Source organism: Leptotrichia sp. oral taxon 498 (assembly GCF_002240055.1).
Lineage (GTDB): Bacteria > Fusobacteriota > Fusobacteriia > Fusobacteriales > Leptotrichiaceae > Leptotrichia > Leptotrichia rugosa.
In genome coordinates, this window is sequence record NZ_CP016753.1 from 307,863 (window position 1) to 327,027 (window position 19,165).

Below are 19,165 nucleotides of genomic sequence, written 5' to 3' on the forward strand. Positions count from 1 at the left end.
TTTTATTTTTTAAAAAATTAACAGGGAACTTTTAAATCCCCTGTTTTATAAAATAACTTTGTCCTTATAATTTTTAGCTGTAAATTATATTTTAGAATGATTGTCCAAAGCTGAAATAAAATTTACCTTTGTCTTTTTTCTTACCAGGTTTTTCAGGGTCCATTGGCCAACCGTAATCAAATCTTAATGGTCCAACTGGCGTATTTAATCTAAGTCCTACTCCATAACCTTTTTTAAGATCTTTGAATTTGTGTGAATTTTTTCTGTCAGGTGAATAAGTTCTTCTTCCAGTCGCTGGGTTTATTCCCTCCTTTTGCCAAGCGTTTCCTATATCAAAGAATGCAACCAATTGCACTGTGTCATTGATTTTTGTTCTATTTTCAATACTTGCATAAAATTGATCATATCCATCAAATGCTCCATATTCATATCCACGAAGTGTTTCAGCTCCTCCAACACTAAATCTCATTGCATCAGGAGTTCCGCTTCCTGTAGAACCCCAAACTGCTCTATATGCCATTACATTTCTCTTACCAAATAATGGATGAAATGCTCTTAAATCAGCTTCAAATCTATCATATTTTCTAGGGTCTTTCAAAAGATCCCCTCTTTCATAAGTAAAATCTGCATAAAGCCCTTTTGTCGGGTCATTTACATTATCTCTTGTATCATAAATTAACTCTGGAGTTGCTGCTATTAAATTATATTTATCTTTAACATCTCCTCCTGAATAAATTTCTTTTTTGTGATCATATCTCGCTGAAAGTCTTACATAAATATCTTTATTTAATCCTTTACCTATTGTCCATCTTGTTCCTATTGTTTTAACTTTTTCAAGTTCGTCCCAGTCAGCGTCATCGTCAACAGATTGTGTCCAATAAACAGAACTACCCATTTGAACTCTTTCAGTTCCTTTTACCCAAGGATCAAACCAGTCTATTGAAAATGTTTTATCCCCTTTATTTGATGCTTCCAAATTAATTGAAGCCTGTTGATCTCTTCCTAAAAAGTTATCATCCGCTAATTTAAGTCCTCCAACTAATCCAACTGAAGTACCGTAAGAAATACTTCCATTAATTGTTGTTGTAGGTCTTTCTTCCACTATAAATTTTATATTTCTTTCATTTGGGTCAGTTTCACTTCCATAAAGCTCTGGTGTTACTCTTGTAAAAATACCTGTTCTGTACAATTCTCTTATTGAACTTTCTAAATCACTATTATTTAATACTTGTCCTGGTTTTACTTCCAAATATCTTTCCAAAACGTAATCTTTTGTTCTTAATTTGGTTCTTTTACTACTCTGTCTGTCATTATCATTTTTAGGTGTAGATTTTTCAAAAGATATATCTTTAACTATACCTTCACTAAGACCAATATTTACATCTCCAGTTTCTCCAACAGTTATTGACTCAATTCTTGCAGTTGAATACCCATTTTTAGAATATAATCCGATTATTCCATTTGAATCAGGATTTAATAAATTACCATTTAAAATTTCTCCTTTTTTTATTCCCAATGCTTCTTCCAATTGAGCATTAGTAAATAAAGTATTTCCTTGGATATTTATACTTTGAACAGCTGGATTTTCTTGTACTTCATACATTATTGAAACTGTATTGTCAGCTTTTCTATCTATTTTTGGCTCTACGGTTGAGAAATAACCTGACTTAAATAATTCTTGAGCTCCATCAATTGCTTTTTGTGGAATAAGTTTATCTCCCACTTTTACTGGAAGATTATTTAAATAATCTTCTTTGTTTAAAGTTTTAATTCCTTGAATATCTACACTTGTTATTGTAAAATTTGTTTCTTTTTGATTTTCTTCATACTGTAATTGTGACTGAAGAACTTCTTGTGCATTTGGATTTTCATCAACTGCAATATCAATATCTACCGCATCTCCATTAATATTTGGAACTGTGTTTACATTTGAGATATATCGCTCTCTTTTTAACGCTAAGTAAATATCGCTCAAATCTTTATTCGAGTAGTTTTCTCCAGTTTGAACTGGAATTTTTGACCTAATCAAATCTTCTGGCAACTGTTTTAAATTAGAAATGTTTATTTTTCCGACTTTTAAATCACTTCTGTTTACTACTGCTTGATTTCTTTCTTTTTTTTCTTTAGATTTTTTTACTTTTTTCTTTTTATCTTTTTTTCCCTGTTCCTGAACTTCTTCATCAGAATCTGTCGAAGAATAAGTTTCTTCGTCAGTAGACTTTAGTTCTTCACTCTGTTCTTGAGATGTTACCGCTCCCGATGTTTCGTCTTCTTCATTTTCAGTTGCTGTTGTTGCCGATGATGTTGATGAAGAACTTGTTGTGGTGTTTGCTGCTAATGTTGTTGATTCTGGCTTTTTTTGTCTTATTTCATTTTTACTTTCAACCGTTTTTTCTCCTTCTTCAGCTGCTTGCGACATATTATTCATAGAAACGAATAATGTAACCACCACAATTAAAGCATAAATTTTATTTCTCATTTTTCCTCCTATTTTCTTAATGTATCCAATTTTCTTTTTTTAAATATTTTCTTGAATAAATCACCAATGCTATCAGCTTTTGTTGAAAAATCAATTCCAAAATAATAATTTATTTTATTTTGTTTTTTATTTGATGCTCTTAAATTTATTTTGCTACTTTTTGGCGCTGTTTCCCCTCCAGCTCTAAGATCAAATCCAGTTGCTATATTATAGCTTAACCAGGCGTTGTATCCTATTGGATTTTCCTCTTTTTCTCCCGAAGATTGGAAAGGGAATTTTATAGCCAAATTCCAATAAATTTTATCTTTGTATAATTTATCTTTCAAGCTTAATGTTGTAGAAGCATTGTATTTACCAGTTTTATTTGATTTATCTATATTTGTTGATACAGACACTTTAGACAGTCCAAAAACCCCTTCAATTTTATCAGTTATTGAAGAAAAAATCAACTCATTTAATGCAGTGCTTAAAAGTGAACCTGCTACGACCACTCCATCTTCTGAATTATCTTTTGGACCTTTTTTATCTTTGCTTCCATTTCCAACAACTTTGTCAAAAGCTAAAAGTGAAATTATTTCCTCCTCTGTCTTTCCAGAACTTGAACTAAACCTGATATCAGGATTATTCACATTTCCTGTAACACTTACTTCTATTCTCTCAGAGCCAACTTTCGTACTCGCTTCAAAATTAACAAATGTATTCGACATAAAATCTGTTTCTGAAGTCGATTTTGAAAGACTAACTATTGAATTATCAATTTTAAATTCATTTCCATTTAAGTAGAATGACCCTTTTGAAATATCGAAATCTCCCATTAAGCCAATTGCCCCATTTTCAAAGGAAATTTCAGTTGCTCCTTTTATTGTACCTTTTATATTTTTAACAAGGCTGACACTAGGAATATTTAATTTTACTTTTTCTCCGACTTGAACATTCAAATTAACTGTATATTGTTTCAAAATTTTGTCCAAAACTTCTTCAACTACACCTTCCACAATGCTTTTATCTTTTTCCTGTTTTTGAAGTTCAGAATTTTTTGAATTATCTTTATTTACAAAATCAGGTATTTTTCTAATTTCAGCATCACTTACAACCAAATTTCCAAACAATCTGTCTTCAGTCAACATCAAATCTCCTGTAACTGCATAGTCAATATCATTTCCATAATGAAGTCCCAATTTATTCAAATTCGCATTCAACTCAAATTTACCCAGTTGCAAACGCTTAGTTTTCATAAAGTCTGGCGGTATTGTTGGCACATCCAAATTTCCTGTTACATTAAATGTCCCATTATTAAAGCCACCATCTAATCTGTTTACTATAAGTTTTGTCCCCTTTAAATCAATATTGGCATTGATATTGTCAACTAAAGTCCGTTCATCTTTTGTCTTATAATTAAAGTTATTTAACAAAATATGCCCTGAAGTTCCATGACTACTTGAAAGAATAGCGTCAATATTAGCAATTCCACTTGCACTAGCCACATCTTTATTAGCTTCTAAAAAGTTCAAGTTAAAGTTTTGTGCCAATACCGAAATATCGTATTTTATTGGCGAATAATCGAAATATCCGCTGACTATAAGTGGGTTGTTTTCATAATTCAGATTAAATAGACCAATATTTACTGTCTTTTCATTTCCTTGAAGATCTATGTCAAGATTTGTTACTGGAAATCCAGCCAAAGTTACTTTGTCAGATTTTATTTTTAAACCAGTCAAAAATTTCTCAAAACTTCCTTTATAAAAGAAATCAAAGTCAATATTTCCGCTATATCCTTTATTTTTCAAATCTTGTACAGAATCTAACGAAAAATTGTGATCTCCAACTTTGTAGTCAATGTCAACATTTTCCAAGTCAAATTTTGTATTTGTCTCAAATAATGTTTCATTATTTTCTCCAATAAATTTTAAACTTTTTATATCAAAAATTCCATATTTAAATAATTTATTAATATTTCCATTACTGTAGTCGATATTCGCCACAATATGTGGAATTTTATAACTTCTGTAACTCATATTTCCCAAAATTAAATGTCCATACATATTAAATTTATTTAAATGACCTTTTAAATTAATTTTAGATTTTGTTCCAAATGTCAAATCTTTCATTTTTAATAATTTTGGAATATCATCTTCGTCTAGATTAAGTTCCAAATCAGCCACTTTATTTTTCAGATTGTATGTTCCAGAAATATTATTTCCTCTCAAAGTCACATCTTTAAAGTTTACTATACTATTTTTTATATCTAAATCCGCTCTTGTCTGTCCGATTGAATTAAAATTAATTTTTGTCGTCGATGGAGTCAACAAAATTTTTCCATTTAAATTATCTGGCGTTCCAGAAACATTTGCTTTTAGACTGTCAACATACATGCTCACTTGCGGATCGAATATACCGTATAAAACGTAATTTTTAAGCTCTCCGTCAAGTTTTACATTTCTTGTTTTTAAATTATAACTTCCTTGCGCAAATAATTTGTCATTTCCTAAACTTTCAATTTTTAAAATATCATTTTTTAAATTTAATTTTGCAGTCAAATTTTTAAGTCTATGATATTGATACCAGACTTCGTCCGCAAAAATATTCATATCCAAGTTTATTTTTGCCAAATCATTAATTTTCCCTTTTGCATGTAAATTTTCAAACTCTGCGATATATTCTCCGTAAGGACTGGAAATTTCAAAATTTCCAGAAAGTCTGTCATTGACTTTTCCACTAATTTTAGCCTTCGCATTCAAAAGAAATTTTGCGTCATTTAACTTTTTGGATTTAAAGACATAATTATTTAATTTGGCATCAATTTCTGCTCTTCCAGTTTTTAAATGATAACTTCCTTGTGCAAACAATTTATCATTTCCCAAACTTTGAATTTTTAAAATATCATTTTTCATATTCAATTTTGCAGTCAAATTTTTAAGCCTTTGATCTTCCCAAGAAACTTCATTTGCTAAAATATTCATATCCAAGTCCATTTTCGTCAAATCACGAATTTTACCACTCACATGTAAATTTTTATATTTTACAAAATATTCTCCAGAAGGACTGTAAATTTCATAACTTCCCATGATTCTGTTATTTGTCCCGTCAATTTTAGCTTTCACATCCATTGGGAGTCTTGCTTTATCCATTCCTTTAAAATTATATCCATAATTTTTTAGCAGTTTTGACAAATCCATTTTACTTACATTTTTAATATTGTAGGAATGTTTCATATCTGCTGTTGTCGTACCTTTTACACTTACCACTACTCCACCAGTCTTTACACTGGCTTTTATATTATAGTTTCCTCTATTTATATTTATGTTTGCAACTATACTCTCAATCATTTTTATTGGCAAATTTTTAAGTTTTGCCTTTATATTCCCTGAACGTAGCATATGCTTCTCATCAAACTTAACAAATAATTTTTTTACATCTGGATTTAGTACATATTTTTTTCCACCATATCTAACCGTAATATAATCCTTTCCTTGTGCGTTGACAAAAAGCGTTTTAGCAGTTGGATTTACCACATAGTCTGCATTTAATTTTTTTGAAATAAGCGTCCCAGAAATAATATTTTTATTTGAAATTTGCACATTTCCAACAAATCTCGGAATATTGTAATCTGAGCCTTTGTTTACTAAGATATAGTTACCTTTTCCAGTCTTTTTATTTAAGTCATATATAAATTTTGGAATTTTTACATCATCTTTTATGCGAAATTCGCTTAGCACTTCGTCAAAACGAAAAGCCGTGTCATCTAGTTCAAAAAAACCTTTTTGAGTGGAAAGCTTCATATTTGTGCTAATGTTTCTAAAATTATAATTTGCTATTTTTATGTTTTCCGATGAAAATTTTCCATCCAATTCAACTTTTGCAGATTTTTCTTTAGTTTTTTTCTGTACTTGATTTTTGTTTTTGTCTTTTTCTTTAGATTTTTCAATGTCAACTTTTAGATTTAATTCTCCAGTGACATTTCCTTTTGCTTTTACATTAAAACCTTTCAAGATTTTGTATCTTGCAATTTGTGAATAAGGAACTTCTCTTACTTTTATTTTCATAGTGAGCTTTAAATTTTGATTTCCGTAATTTAATAGCAACGAAACTGGCTTTTGCGCCAACAATGAATTTGCATTGACTATAATGTTTTCCTTTGTCATATTGATATTTGCATTAATTTTATCAATGTCACCATCAAAATCAACATAGTTCAATATTCCATCTTTTACAACTAAATTCCCAGTTGGTTCCATAGTTTCAGTCGCTTTATTTTTTGTCAAATTAAGTTTTCCATTTAACATTCCACCTTTTATTGTTATCATTTCAAGCGGAAGATATTGTCCAAGCTCCTTTGTAACTTTCACATTTCCAAAATCAAAATTTAAGTAAAATTCTTTTCTCTTTTCAGAACTATTTTTAATTTTATCAAATCTTGATTTTAACGACTGCACTGAATTTAACTTTTGATTTAATTCAATTCCCAAAGTTTCAACCGTATTGTCCGCATTCAAATTTCCTATTCCCTTTGCCACTAATAAGAATCCACGAGATTTTGCAGATTCTAAATTTCCATTTACGCTTGTCATAGATTTCTGTATTTTTTCTTTAAAATTTGTATCAGCGTAATTAAGTACTGCATTGTGAATAAAAAGTTTTCCAATCCGACTGGTTCTGTCAAATGTTTTTTCTTTTTTGTCCTTTATTATGTGAAAAAGATTAAAATCATTATTTTTTCTTCGCTCCAAATTTACAGTTGCACCAAAAATATCTATTTTACTAAGCCTAGTTGGCGTAAGTAAATTTATTTTTGCTACCACTTTTTTCGCATCAATCACCATATTTCCCGACAAATCTCTAACTTTCAAATTATCAATCTGAATTCTGTCAAATCCATAAAGTCTAATTTTGTCAAACTCAACATTTAATGCATTCGTTTTCAAAATTCTCGTCAGCGTCGACTTAAAATGTGGTGTTGAAATATAGTACTTTAATGTGCCCAAAGCCAAAAGAAGCGGCATAAAAACCATTAAAGATTTTTTTAAATATTTCATTTCACAACTTTTACCTCCTTTTCTTTAACTTGTGCATTTTTATCTGCACTGTAAGTCATGGCAAAACGGCTATTCTGAAAAGGATAATTTTATGTCTTTTAACTTTTTATTTTGTAATAATATTATTTTATTGTAAATAATTTTTTTATTTACAAAAAATCCAATTACCCTATTTTTATGATATTCTTTTACTTTTCCAACTAAAATATCCCCTGTATTTTAACATAATTTTGGATAAAAATCTATTTTTATTTAAAACCAAATTTACAAACTAAAATATTTTAAAATAATCGTTCAAAAATATAATACGCTATTGCAAATATTATCGCAAAAAATATTAATTTTTTCGCTACTTTAAAAATTAGTTTTAAAACAAAAAAAACTATAATTATTGTTATCAGCATTTTCATTTTTATTCCCCCAAAACCTTTATTTTACTATGTCGATCACATCTTTCATTGATTTCAAGTTGTTTGCCAGTCTTTCAAAATCTTCTCTTCCCCGTATCATTATTCCTAGATGTATAAGGCAAAGCTGATTTCCATTTTCTTTTAAAATATTTGTGTTGACATTTACTATTTCCATTTTATATTCGTTTAAAATTCTTATGATGTCCAAAAGAAGACCGTTTCTATCGTATGCCTTTATCAAAAAATTAAACTGGTATCTCGTCGTATTTTTACGAATTTCTTCTTCGTCCCAATACACTTCAACTTCCCTATTTGGCTCAATTTCCATCAATTTCTCAAAATTTTTACAATCTTTTCTGTGAATCGCAATTCCCCTGCCACGCGTCACATATCCGCAAATTTCATCTCCAGGAAGTGGACTGCAGCATTTTGCAAAACGGTACATTGTATTTTCTGTTCCTGAAATTTTTATTCCGCCTTGACTTCTTTCTTTTCTCTTATTTCCTTTTTCCTGTTCCGCCTCCAAAACTTCTTCCAGTTTTTTCTCCTGTTTTCTCTCAAATTTTTTCAAAAATCCGTCAAGCGACAAATCTCCAGTTGCAAATTTATAAAAAAGTATTTCTTTTGAAGAAATATTAAATTTTTTCATGTATAAAAATACTTTTTCTTCTTCCACAATATCCGCAAATTTCAGTCCCAATTTTTCAAACTCTTTTTCTAAAAGCTGTTCCCCTTCTTTTGATTTTTCCAAAAACTCTTTATCCTTAAACCACTTTCTAATTTTTGCTTTTGAACTGTGATTATTTACCATCGCTATCCAGTCTTTTCCTGGACCTTTTGTATTTTTGGAAGTTAAAACTTCGACTTTATCTCCATTCTCTAAAGTTTGATTAAGTTGAACTATTCTGTCGTTAATTTTGGCTCCAATCGTTCTGTAACCAATTTGCGTGTGAATTTGAAACGCAAAATCAAGTGCAGTTGAATTTTTTGGAAGTTCGACAACATCGCCTTTCGGAGTAAAGACGAAAATCGTCTGATTTAGCACATCTCCCGTAACTTCTTTGGCAAAACTTTTCGTCTTTTCTTTTTCATTTGCTTCATTTGTACTTTTTTCAATAATTTTTTTCACAGCTGCATAATATTCTTCATTTTTAGATTTTTTCTCTTTGTATTTTTTGTCTTTATATTTCCAGTGTGCCGCAACCCCGTCTTCAGCAATTTGGTGCATCAGTTTTGTTCTAATCTGAATTTCCACTTTTTGATTATCAGGTCCATTAACAGTTGTGTGAATTGATTGATACCCATTTATCTTAGGTGCAGCGATATAATCTTTAAACCTTCCAGGAACTGGAATAAACAAATTATGAATTATTCCAAGCGCATTGTAGCATTCGTCTTCCCGCTCGACAACTATCCTAACCGCAATTAAATCATTCAAGTCAGCAAATTTCTTTTCTTTTTCAATCATTTTTCGATAAATACTGTAAAGATGTTTAGGTCGCCCCGTAACTTCTCCTTTTAAATTATGCTTTTCAAGTTCTTTTTCTATTTTGTCAATAACTTTTTTAGTATAATTTTCTCTCTCCTGTTTTTTTGTATTTACAAGCTCTTTAATTTCTTGATATTCTTCTGGATGTAAATATCTAAAACTTATATCTTCCAACTCTGTTTTAATCTTTGACATCCCAATTCTATGTGCAATTGTCGCAAAAATTTCAAGCGTTTCTTTAGATTTTTCAAGCTGTTTTGCTGGGGTCATGTATTTAAGCGTTCTCATATTATGAAGTCTATCAGCTAATTTTATAATTACAACTCGAATATCCTCAGACATTGCAACTACCATTTTCCGAATATTTTCAATCTTTTTACTATCCGTTCTTGGCAAATTTCTAAGTTTCGTCACTCCGTCAACAAGTTTTCTGACATCTGCACCAAAAATATACTCAATGTCAGGCAAGGTAATAAGCGTATCTTCCACGACATCATGAAGTATTCCAGCGACAATCGTATCCGTATCCATCTTCAAATCCACAAGAATTTCTGCCACTTCCACAGGATGCAAAATATAATTTTCTCCACTTTTTCTCTTTTGTCCAATATGCGACTCATTCGCCAAAGTAAATGCTTGAGAAATCTCTTCGGTATCGACATCCAAGTTATTTTTTTTAATTCTGTCAAAGAGCTGCTGTAGTAACTCTTTTGACGTTTTATTTATCACTTTTTCCTGTTCCATATTTTTCTCCTTTTCAGGTCAAAATTAAACCTACTTTTATTTTCTTCAATTTTACTATATATTTCAAAAAAAATCCATCTTTTTAAAAAATAAGACAAAGTAAAAATATAATCTTGAGGTTATTTAAAAATTGTGGTAAAATACATAAAGAACAAATAGATATTTTTGAAAGGAGAATTAAAAATTACGGATGGAATTGTTGACAAATAAAATTAAAAAATTATTTTCTGAAAATATAAATAAAATTTTTGAAAATGATTTTTCAGACAAAATTGATATACAAAATTCCACAAAAAAAGAATTTGGAGATTTTCAAACTAATTTTGCTTTAGTCAGTTCTAAATTAATTGGCAAAAATCCTAGAGAAATAGCGACAGAAATTGTCACGGAATTTGAGAAAAACGAAATTATCGAAAAATTGGAAATTGCTGGACCAGGATTTATCAATATTTTTTTGAAAAACGAATTTTTGAATAAAGAAATTAAAAAATTAGAAAATGAAAAATATGACTTTTCTTTTTTAGATACAAATAAAACAGTAATTATTGACTACTCTTCTCCAAATATTGCAAAAAGAATGCATATTGGACATTTAAGAAGTACGATAATTGGACATTCAATTAAAAAAATATTGGAATTTCTGGGAATAAAAGTTATTTCTGACAATCACATAGGAGATTGGGGAACTCAGTTTGGAAAACTTATAGTCGGATATAAAAACTGGCTGGAAAAAAGCACTTATGAAAAAGATCCGATTGGGGAACTGGAGCGAATCTATGTTTTATTTTCAGACAAAGCAAAAGAAGACCCGACTCTTGAAGAAAGCGCAAGATCAGAATTAAAAAAATTGCAGCAAGGTGATAGTGAAAATATTAAACTTTGGAAAGAGTTTATTGAAATTTCCTTAAAAGAATATAACAAGGTGTACGGCAGGCTTGGAATAAAATTTGATTATTATTACGGCGAATCTTTTTACAACGATATGATGCCAGAAATTTTAAAAGAACTAAAAGAAAGAAATATTGCAAAGGAAGATCAAGGAGCACTAGTTGTATTTTTTGACGAGGATAAATTGCCGCCAGCAATTGTTCAAAAAAAAGACGGAAGTTTTTTGTATGCGACATCAGATCTTGCGACTATGAAATTTAGAAAAGAAAAACTAAAAGTAGACGAAGCTATTTATGTGACGGATGACAGACAGCAGAATCACTTTAAACAGGTGTTTGAAATTGGAAAAATGTTAGGTGAACCTTACAACTATAAAAAATTACATGTGATTTTTGGAATTATGAGATTTGGAGATGTAATTTTTTCTTCAAGAAGTGGAAATATTATAAGACTTGTCGATTTACTAGATGAAGCTAAAAAGCAAGTTAAACAAGTTATTAACGAAAAAAATCCTGATATTCCAGAAGATGAGAAAGATGAAATTGCTGAAACTATTGGAAGCGGAGCGATAAAATATTTTGATTTGAGTCAAAATAGAACGAGCGATGTAACATTTACTTGGGACAAAGTTTTAAATTTTGAAGGAAATACTGGACCATATTTACAATACACATATGTTAGAATTATGTCTATCTTTAGAAAATTAAAAGAAGAAAACATCACTTTAGAAAATAAAGAAATTGTTTTGGAAAATATGGATGGAATTGAAAGAGAACTTGCAGTTTCGCTTTTGAGATTTCCGCAATTTGTCGTGAAAGCGTATGAAACACTAAAACCCAATATTATTGCTGAATATCTGTTTGATACAGCAAAATTATTTAATAACTTTTATAATTCAAAACAGATATTGAAAGAAGAAAATCCAAAAGTTCGAGATGCTAGAATTTTACTAGCGCAAAAAACTGCATTTATTTTAAAGCAAGGATTGGATTTATTAGGAATAAATACTGTAAATAGAATGTAAAATAAAATAAAGTAAAAGAGTAATTATAACAGCAGGGAAAAATTAATTTAAAATTGTATTAATATTAATTGAGAATTAATGATTATAGTGTATACTATACTCAGATCGATAAAAAGATCTAAAACCTCAATTAACCCCCCCTTTTATGAGACCTCTTTTTCGAAAGAGGTCTTTTACTTTAATTAAGGGAACTAAATTTATTAACTAAAAAAATTTTTTAAATAAAAAAAGAAAAGAGGAAAAAAATGGCTAAAAAAAATGAATTTTCTTACAACAGAGATGACAATGATTCGACAAGAGCAAACAAACTGTTAAAAAGAGCGGTATTATTGTTTATAATTTCTGCAATTTTGGTTGCAATATCACATTTTTTCTTAATTAAGAAAAAAGAGGATTTGGTGTCAAAAACTCCTATTTTGAAAGAAAATAAGGAAAAATTGACAAAAGAGCTTGGTGAAATTAATGATCAAATTAAGTATACTGAAGATGGAAATAAGAAAACACAAGAAATTATAAAAAAATATAACAAATAAAATAAATTAAATTGAGAGGTAAAAAAATGAAAAAAGGAATAGCAATAATTGGAATAATTGCTGCCTGTGCTGGATTTGCATACTCAGGTTGGCATATTTTAGGAACAACATCTAAATTAGTAAAAAATCATAGTTTGAACAGCAACATTAAAAAATTAGAAAAAGAAAAAAGTAAAAAAGAAAAAGTTTTGGATGAATTGACTAAAAAGAATGAAGAACTTACAGCAAAATACGAACAAATGAAAAAAGATGGAAAAATAAAAATAGTTCATTTGACTTTCGACGACGGTCCTTCAAATAATACTGAGAAAATTTTGGAAATATTAAAAAGAAATAACATAAAAGCAACTTTTTTTGTGATAGGACATAACCAAAATAAATATAAGGAAATAATAGACGCAGGGCATGCAATAGGACTTCACAGTTATACACATGATTACAAATATATTTATGCAAATGAACACAATTTCTTTGAAGATTTGTATAGATTACGGGATGCTGTAAAAGCTAAAACTGGAAAAGATGTTAGAATTACAAGATTCCCTGGAGGTTCTAGCAATGCAATTGCATCAAAAGCCTTGAAACAACAAATTATCACTAGAATGGCAAGAGAAGGGTATATTTATCACGATTGGAACTGTGATTCAACAGATGCTAGTGGAAATGGAGTACCTGTACAAAAATTAATTAAATATGGAATTTGTACTAATCACCCAGAAATTGATGTTTTGATGCACGACACAAATGTTAAAGGAACAACTGTTCAAGCATTGCAAACTATTATTGATGGATATAGAAAAGCAGGATACAGTTTTGAAGTAATTACACCTAGCAGCATGAAAATTCAGCATGTAAAACAACCTGAATTAAAAGATTTGAAAAAATAATAATTAAAATTTTAAATAAAGATTATAGTTTTTTAATAGCTGTTCTTATTAAAAAATAGTTTTTATGATTTAATTAAGAGAAAACTAAGCTGTAAAACTGATAGCATATGATATAATATTAAAATAATAAAAATATAAAGGAGAGTTTTTAATGAAAAAAATAATTACAATGCTATCAGTTTTGTCATTATCTATCTCATTAACAGCAAAAGAAAATACAATACAAAAGCAAGAAAATAATAGTCAAAATATAATTTTTATAAGAAAAGAAATGATGAAAAAAGCCGACAGTTTAGATTTTAATGTTTCAAAAAGTGATAACAAATCAGTTATGACAATAAAAAAAGAAGATTTAAATAACTTTACTAGCTATCAAAATGGAATGGCTTCTTTTTACAGCAAAAGCTTAAATGGAAGTAAAACTTCGAGTGGAGAACGACATAGATCGAGTGAAATGATGGCCGCTCATAAAAGTTTGCCATTTGGAACAAAAGTAAAAGTAACAAATTTGAACAACGGTAAATCTGTCATTGTGAGAATTAATGATAGAGGACCGTTTGTAAGAGGAAGAGTTATTGATTTAAGCTATGCTGCTTTCTCACAAATAGAAAGTCCTGGAAAAGGTGTAACAAAAGTGGAATTACAAGTATTAAAATAGAAAAATATGCAAAATTTGAATAAAATAAAAAAACTGAAAAATTAGAAAGGTGGAAAAATAGTGTTACAAGGAAAAATAGCATTAATTACAGGTGGTTCAAGAGGAATCGGGAAAGAAATCGCACTAAAATATGCCCAAAATGGTGCGACAGTTATCTCAGGAGATTTAATTGATCCAGATTATAGTCACGAAAATATCTCTCATATAAAATTAAATGTAACAGATAGAGAAAATATCAAAGAAGTTGCAAAAGAATTAAAAGAAAAATACGGGAGATTGGATATTTTGGTAAATAACGCTGGAATTACAAGAGATTCGTTACTTCAAAGAATGAAAGAGGCAGATTGGGATTTAGTTGTTGACATCAATTTAAAAGGTGTTTACAACGTGATGCAAGGATTTGTTTCACTACTTTTAAAAAGTAAAGCGTCAAGTGTTATAAATATGGCTTCTGTAGTTGGAATTGATGGAAATACGGGGCAAACTAATTATGCTGCAACAAAAGGTGGAGTTATAGCGATGGCTAAAACTTGGGCTAAAGAATTTGGAAGAAAAAATTTGAGAGCAAATGCAATTGCGCCTGGATTTATTAAAACAGATATGACACATGTTTTACCTGAAAAAATTGTAGAAACTGTTTTAGCTAACACTCCGTTAAGAAAAATGGGAGATGCTCAAGATGTGGCAAATGCAGCGTTGTTCTTAGCAAGTGATGCTTCTAAGTTCATAACAGGACAAGTTTTAAGAATTGACGGAGGTTTAAATTTATAATTTTATAAATTTCAAATTATGTCAAAAGTATATGCTTATTATTTAGTAAATAGTGATACAAGCGGAATTTTAGAAAATTGGGAGAAATGTCAAAAGGTCATTTCAAAGCAAAATGCGAGATACAAGTCTTTTAATAATATTAAAGAAGCACAGGAATGGCTAAATGCTGGAGCAAAATATGAAAAAAAAGAAAAAAAGAAAATTTCCCAAAACGACATAGATTGCTCGGCAATTTATTTTGATGCCGGGACAGGAAGAGGAAAGGGCGTCGAAGTGAGACTTACTGATTATAAGGGAAGTCCACTATTGTATAAAATTTTGCCTAAAGAAAAGATTAACGAACATGGGAATTATTATGTTGCAAAACATAGAACAAATAATTATGGAGAATTAGTTGGTCTCTATGCAGCATTAGTCTATGCAAAAAAATATGAAATAAAGAAAATTTTTGGAGATAGCTTGCTTGTACTTAATTATTGGTCCAAAGGACATTATAACGCAAGCAATCTTGAATTTGAAACAATAAAATTAATAAAAAAAGTTACTCTGATGAGGGAAAAATTTGAAAATCAAAATGGAATTATTGAGAAAATCTCAGGAGATATAAATCCTGCAGATTTGGGATTTCATAAATGATAATATTGATACAAAACAAAAAAGGAGAGTATTTTTTATGAAAAAAATATTTATTATAGTTATGTTATTCGCTATTTGTGTCATTGGAATTTCTGCAACAAAAGATAAAAAATTAAAGATTCCTAAGGCAAAAGCAGCGAAAACAAAAACACAAAAATTAAAAACGGCTGATAAAAATTATGAAGGTGAATATTTTAGAGCTACAAATACATTTATTTACACAAAGGATAATTTAATTTTTCCAAATAAAGTTACATCGTATACTGTAAAAGATGAAAGTGGATTACTTGATGGAATTTATAATTTTGCAGCCGAAAAATATGGAGTAACTGATTCCGATTTGATTGGATTAAAAGTTTCTGGAACAATATCTAAAAAGGATAAAGTTATAACAATTAAAAAAATTACAAATTACCAAATTCCTAGAAGCAGAATATTAGGCGAAGAAACAGTTGAAACTGATAGTGATGCTGAAACAGTTAACACAAATGATGATGCTACTGCTACTGATACAAATTCCAATGAAACAGAAGGAACTAATAGTAGCATATTTCAAGCAAACCCTGGCAATGATAGTCTTTTACAAAATGAAGGAAACTAGATATTTATTAAAAATTAATTCTTGTAATTCAAGACAAGAATTAATTTTTTTATAAAAAACTGCACTAAAAATCTTTAGCGCAGCATAAATTTTTTTATTTTTTCAATACCAAATTTTCAAGCAATTCATCGTTATTTTTGTATAATTTTGTCAATTCGATTAATTTTTTCATTCCTTCAACTTCAGACATCCCACTAAGCTCTCTTCTAAGAGCCCAAATTTTTTCCAAATTTTTTTTAGGGATTAATAGTTCTTCTCTTCTTGTTCCACTTTTTAGCACATCTATTGCTGGAAAAATTCTAAGTTGCTCAAGAGTTCGACTCAAAATAATTTCCATATTTCCAGTACCTTTAAATTCTTCAAAAATAACTTCGTCCATTCTGCTTCCAGTTTCAATAAGTGCAGTTGCGATAATTGTAAGACTTCCACCATTTTTAATATTTCTTGCAGCTCCTAAAAATCTTTTTGGATAATAAAGTGCATTTGGGTCAATTCCACCTGAAATCAATTTTCCACTTGATGGAATTGTGATGTTGTAAGATCTTGCAAGCCGTGTCAAGCTATCCATTAAAATTAAGATGTCTTTTCCCCGCTCAACTTCCCTTTTTGCCATTTCTAGCACATTTTCAGTAACTTGCGTGTGGATTCTCGGATCTTCGTCAAATGTCGCTGAATAAACTTCGGCTTCTTTCACATTTTCTTTTATATCTGTAACTTCTTCTGGCCGCTCGTCAATTAATAAAATCCAAACGTCAATTTCAGGATTATATTTTATAATATCATTTGCAAGTGTTGATAAAAGTACAGTTTTTCCAGCTTTTGGCGGAGCTACGATAAGTCCTCTCTGTCCTTTTCCAATTGGAGAAATTAAATCGATTATTCTTGAAGAAACTTCACCTGAGCCAAGATTTAATTTTTCATCAGGATAAGATGGGATCAAATCGTCAAAAAATGGTCTTTCTAGTGATTTTTCAGGCAAATCTCCGTTTACCAGAAGCACTTTTAAAATTCCGTAATTTTTTTCTGTTCCAATCGGTATTCTAAGCTCTCCAAACACAATATCTTCATTTCTCAAATAAAATCTTTTAATTTGGGAAATTGAAACATAGACATCAGGTCCAACAGAAGTATTTCGTAAAAATCCATAAGTTGAACCATTCATAATATCAAGTTTTCCAAAACCGTAAGTTTTTCCTTTTTCTTCGCCTTTTTTTATAAGAATAGCATTTATCAAGTCAGATTTTGCCATCCCAGAAAATCCTTCAATTTTATATTCTTTTGCCATTTTTTTCAAAGTGGTAACATTTTTTGAAAGAATATCTTTTATCATCTCTTCTTCCTGATGTTTTTCTTGAAAATTCTTCTCCTGTGAAAATTTTTCTAAATTTTTAGATTCTTTTTGATTTTCTTCAGTATTGCCAACTTTTTCTATTTTTTCAGCTTCACTTTTTTTAATTAAATTTTCTTCTTTTAAAGTCATTTCTGTTTCACCAATTTCCTGTTCAACTATTTTTTTTGGTCTTCCTCTTTTCTTTTTTTCTTCCATTATTCTTCCACCAACTCTCCGTATAATGTCCAAGTTTTTGCATCATTAATTTTAATATTTACAAATTTACCTTTTAAATTTTTTCCATTATTTTTAAATAAAACAACTTTATGAGTTGAAGTTCTTCCAGTTAGCATTTCAGGATTTTTTCGACTAGGTCCTTCAACCAAAACTTTTATCGTTTGTCCCAAATATTTTTGACTTTCTTCTCTAGCTTTCATATTTTGAAGTCTAATAAGTTTTTGCAATCTTTCATTTTTAACTTTTTCATCAACTTGATTTTCCATTGTAGCCGCCGGAGTTCCAGTTCTTTTAGAATACATAAACATATATGCATTTTCAAATCCAACTTCATTTACAACATCCATTGTATCTTGAAAATCTTCATCAGTTTCTCCAGGAAATCCAACGATAATATCTGTTGTCAAACCAATATCAGGTATTTTCTCTTTAATTTTTTTTGCAAGTTTTATATATTCTTCTTTTGTGTAACCACGATTCATCGCATCTAAAATCTTTGTTGAACCAGATTGAAGTGGCAGATGTAACATTCTAGCTATTTTAGAATTTTTTGCTATTGCATCAATCACATCATCACTAAAGTCTTTTGGATGTGGCGACACATATTTTATCCAGAAATCTCCTTCAACTGCGGCACTTTTCTTTAGCAATTCAGCAAAATTATCACTTTTATCAGCCAAATCACTTCCATAAGAATTTACATTCTGCCCCAAAAACAATATTTCTTTATAACCTTTTTTCGTATATTGCTCAACATCTCTTACAACTTCATTAATTGGCACAGAACGCTCCATTCCACGCACATACGGAACTATACAAAAAGTACAGTAATTATTACATCCATAGGTTATTGAAATTGATGCAACTATGTCATCTCCAAAATCAGCGTCAACTCTGGTAGGAAGTTCGTCTTCATCGTCAACCATAACTATATGAGTTTCTTCACCTTTTTCAATTCTTTCAATAATATCAGGAATTCTTCCAATATTCTGATTTCCCAAAACCAAATCGACATAAGGTGTTCTTTTTATAAATTCATCTCTCACTTCTTGTGCAAGACACCCTGTAACACCGATTATCATATTTCCAGATTTTTCTTCTTTAATTCTTTTCAAATCCCCTAATTTCCCATAAACTTTTGTTGCAGCACCTTCTCTTACCGTACAAGTATTAAGAAATACCAAATCTGAATCTTCAATATCCTCAGTCATTTCATAACCCATTTTTTTTAACATCTGCGTCATTTTCGCACTTTCATTTACATTCATTTGACATCCGTATGTTATTACAGTTGCTCTTTTTTCCACTTTTTCCTCCTTCAAAATTCCTTTTAGCACTAAAAAATAAATGCCAAATTTTTTATTCAATTTTTCTAATTTATTTTTTTTTTGTGATTTACATATTTTGATATGCTCTTCAATTTGAAAATTGCTTTTAAAATAATA

Annotated in this window: 12 protein-coding genes; 7 read left to right on the plus strand and 5 right to left on the minus strand. The window is 29.6% G+C overall.

Going from position 1 to position 19,165, the window contains the following annotated elements; all coding sequences use genetic code 11:
* Positions 1-91: 91 nt before the first annotated feature.
* From BCB68_RS01360 to BCB68_RS01370, 3 genes are all read right to left on the minus strand, one after another.
* Positions 92-2,479: a BamA/OMP85 family outer membrane protein gene (locus tag BCB68_RS01360; protein WP_094079193.1), complete on the minus strand. Its 2,388-nt coding sequence runs from the start codon at positions 2,477-2,479 to the stop codon at positions 92-94.
* Between the two features lie 8 nt (positions 2,480-2,487).
* Complete coding sequence (locus BCB68_RS01365) at positions 2,488-7,512, minus strand: translocation/assembly module TamB domain-containing protein (RefSeq protein WP_094079194.1); 5,025 nt, start codon at positions 7,510-7,512, stop codon at positions 2,488-2,490.
* A 429-nt stretch (positions 7,513-7,941) separates the two neighbouring features.
* Entirely contained in the window at positions 7,942-10,155 is a 2,214-nt protein-coding gene (locus BCB68_RS01370) for a RelA/SpoT family protein (RefSeq protein WP_094079195.1), read from the minus strand.
* 190 nt (positions 10,156-10,345) lie between these two features.
* Between BCB68_RS01370 and argS the strand changes: the two genes are divergently transcribed.
* The 7 genes from argS to BCB68_RS01405 all read left to right on the plus strand — a co-directional run bounded on the left by argS (position 10,346) and on the right by BCB68_RS01405 (position 16,153).
* The gene (gene argS, locus BCB68_RS01375; protein ID WP_094079196.1) at positions 10,346-12,067 is read left to right on the plus strand and encodes an arginine--tRNA ligase; all 1,722 of its coding nucleotides are present in this window, start codon (positions 10,346-10,348) and stop codon (positions 12,065-12,067) included.
* Between the two features lie 245 nt (positions 12,068-12,312).
* Positions 12,313-12,600: a hypothetical protein gene (locus BCB68_RS01380; protein WP_094079197.1), complete on the plus strand. Its 288-nt coding sequence runs from the start codon at positions 12,313-12,315 to the stop codon at positions 12,598-12,600.
* A gap of 26 nt (positions 12,601-12,626) precedes the next feature.
* The gene (locus tag BCB68_RS01385) at positions 12,627-13,487 is read left to right on the plus strand and encodes a polysaccharide deacetylase family protein (RefSeq protein ID WP_094079198.1); all 861 of its coding nucleotides are present in this window, start codon (positions 12,627-12,629) and stop codon (positions 13,485-13,487) included.
* Between the two features lie 151 nt (positions 13,488-13,638).
* Positions 13,639-14,145 (plus strand): septal ring lytic transglycosylase RlpA family protein, encoded by a 507-nt coding sequence (locus BCB68_RS01390; protein WP_237048670.1) that lies wholly within the window; start codon positions 13,639-13,641, stop codon positions 14,143-14,145.
* A gap of 60 nt (positions 14,146-14,205) precedes the next feature.
* Complete coding sequence (gene fabG / locus BCB68_RS01395; RefSeq protein ID WP_094079199.1) at positions 14,206-14,916, plus strand: 3-oxoacyl-ACP reductase FabG; 711 nt, start codon at positions 14,206-14,208, stop codon at positions 14,914-14,916.
* Between the two features lie 18 nt (positions 14,917-14,934).
* Positions 14,935-15,552 carry a ribonuclease H family protein gene (locus BCB68_RS01400; RefSeq protein WP_094079200.1) on the plus strand — a complete coding sequence of 206 codons (618 nt, stop codon included), beginning with the start codon at positions 14,935-14,937 and terminating at the stop codon, positions 15,550-15,552.
* A gap of 37 nt (positions 15,553-15,589) precedes the next feature.
* Positions 15,590-16,153, plus strand: a complete 564-nt coding sequence (locus tag BCB68_RS01405; RefSeq protein ID WP_216639357.1) for a hypothetical protein — start codon at positions 15,590-15,592, stop codon at positions 16,151-16,153.
* Positions 16,154-16,247: 94 nt separating this feature from the next.
* Here the strand turns inward: BCB68_RS01405 and rho are convergent, their stop codons facing one another.
* Both rho and miaB read right to left on the minus strand, forming a co-directional pair.
* Positions 16,248-17,483 (minus strand): transcription termination factor Rho, encoded by a 1,236-nt coding sequence (rho, locus tag BCB68_RS01410; RefSeq protein WP_216639365.1) that lies wholly within the window; start codon positions 17,481-17,483, stop codon positions 16,248-16,250.
* A gap of 215 nt (positions 17,484-17,698) precedes the next feature.
* Positions 17,699-18,988: a tRNA (N6-isopentenyl adenosine(37)-C2)-methylthiotransferase MiaB gene (miaB, locus tag BCB68_RS01415; RefSeq protein WP_237048720.1), complete on the minus strand. Its 1,290-nt coding sequence runs from the start codon at positions 18,986-18,988 to the stop codon at positions 17,699-17,701.
* Positions 18,989-19,165 lie beyond the last annotated feature (177 nt).

Bases quoted from the DNA above. Each gene is read 5' to 3' on its own strand.
- BCB68_RS01360 (WP_094079193.1), bottom strand. From the start codon at position 2,479: ATGAGAAATAAAATTTATGCTTTAATTGTGGTGGTTACATTATTCGTT.
- BCB68_RS01365 (WP_094079194.1), bottom strand. From the start codon at position 7,512: ATGAAATATTTAAAAAAATCTTTAATGGTTTTTATGCCGCTTCTTTTG.
- BCB68_RS01370 (WP_094079195.1), bottom strand. From the start codon at position 10,155: ATGGAACAGGAAAAAGTGATAAATAAAACGTCAAAAGAGTTACTACAG.
- argS (WP_094079196.1), top strand. From the start codon at position 10,346: ATGGAATTGTTGACAAATAAAATTAAAAAATTATTTTCTGAAAATATA.
- BCB68_RS01380 (WP_094079197.1), top strand. From the start codon at position 12,313: ATGGCTAAAAAAAATGAATTTTCTTACAACAGAGATGACAATGATTCG.
- BCB68_RS01385 (WP_094079198.1), top strand. From the start codon at position 12,627: ATGAAAAAAGGAATAGCAATAATTGGAATAATTGCTGCCTGTGCTGGA.
- BCB68_RS01390 (WP_237048670.1), top strand. From the start codon at position 13,639: ATGAAAAAAATAATTACAATGCTATCAGTTTTGTCATTATCTATCTCA.
- BCB68_RS01400 (WP_094079200.1), top strand. From the start codon at position 14,935: ATGTCAAAAGTATATGCTTATTATTTAGTAAATAGTGATACAAGCGGA.
- BCB68_RS01405 (WP_216639357.1), top strand. From the start codon at position 15,590: ATGAAAAAAATATTTATTATAGTTATGTTATTCGCTATTTGTGTCATT.
- rho (WP_216639365.1), bottom strand. From the start codon at position 17,483: ATGATAAAAGATATTCTTTCAAAAAATGTTACCACTTTGAAAAAAATG.
- miaB (WP_237048720.1), bottom strand. From the start codon at position 18,988: ATGAATGTAAATGAAAGTGCGAAAATGACGCAGATGTTAAAAAAAATG.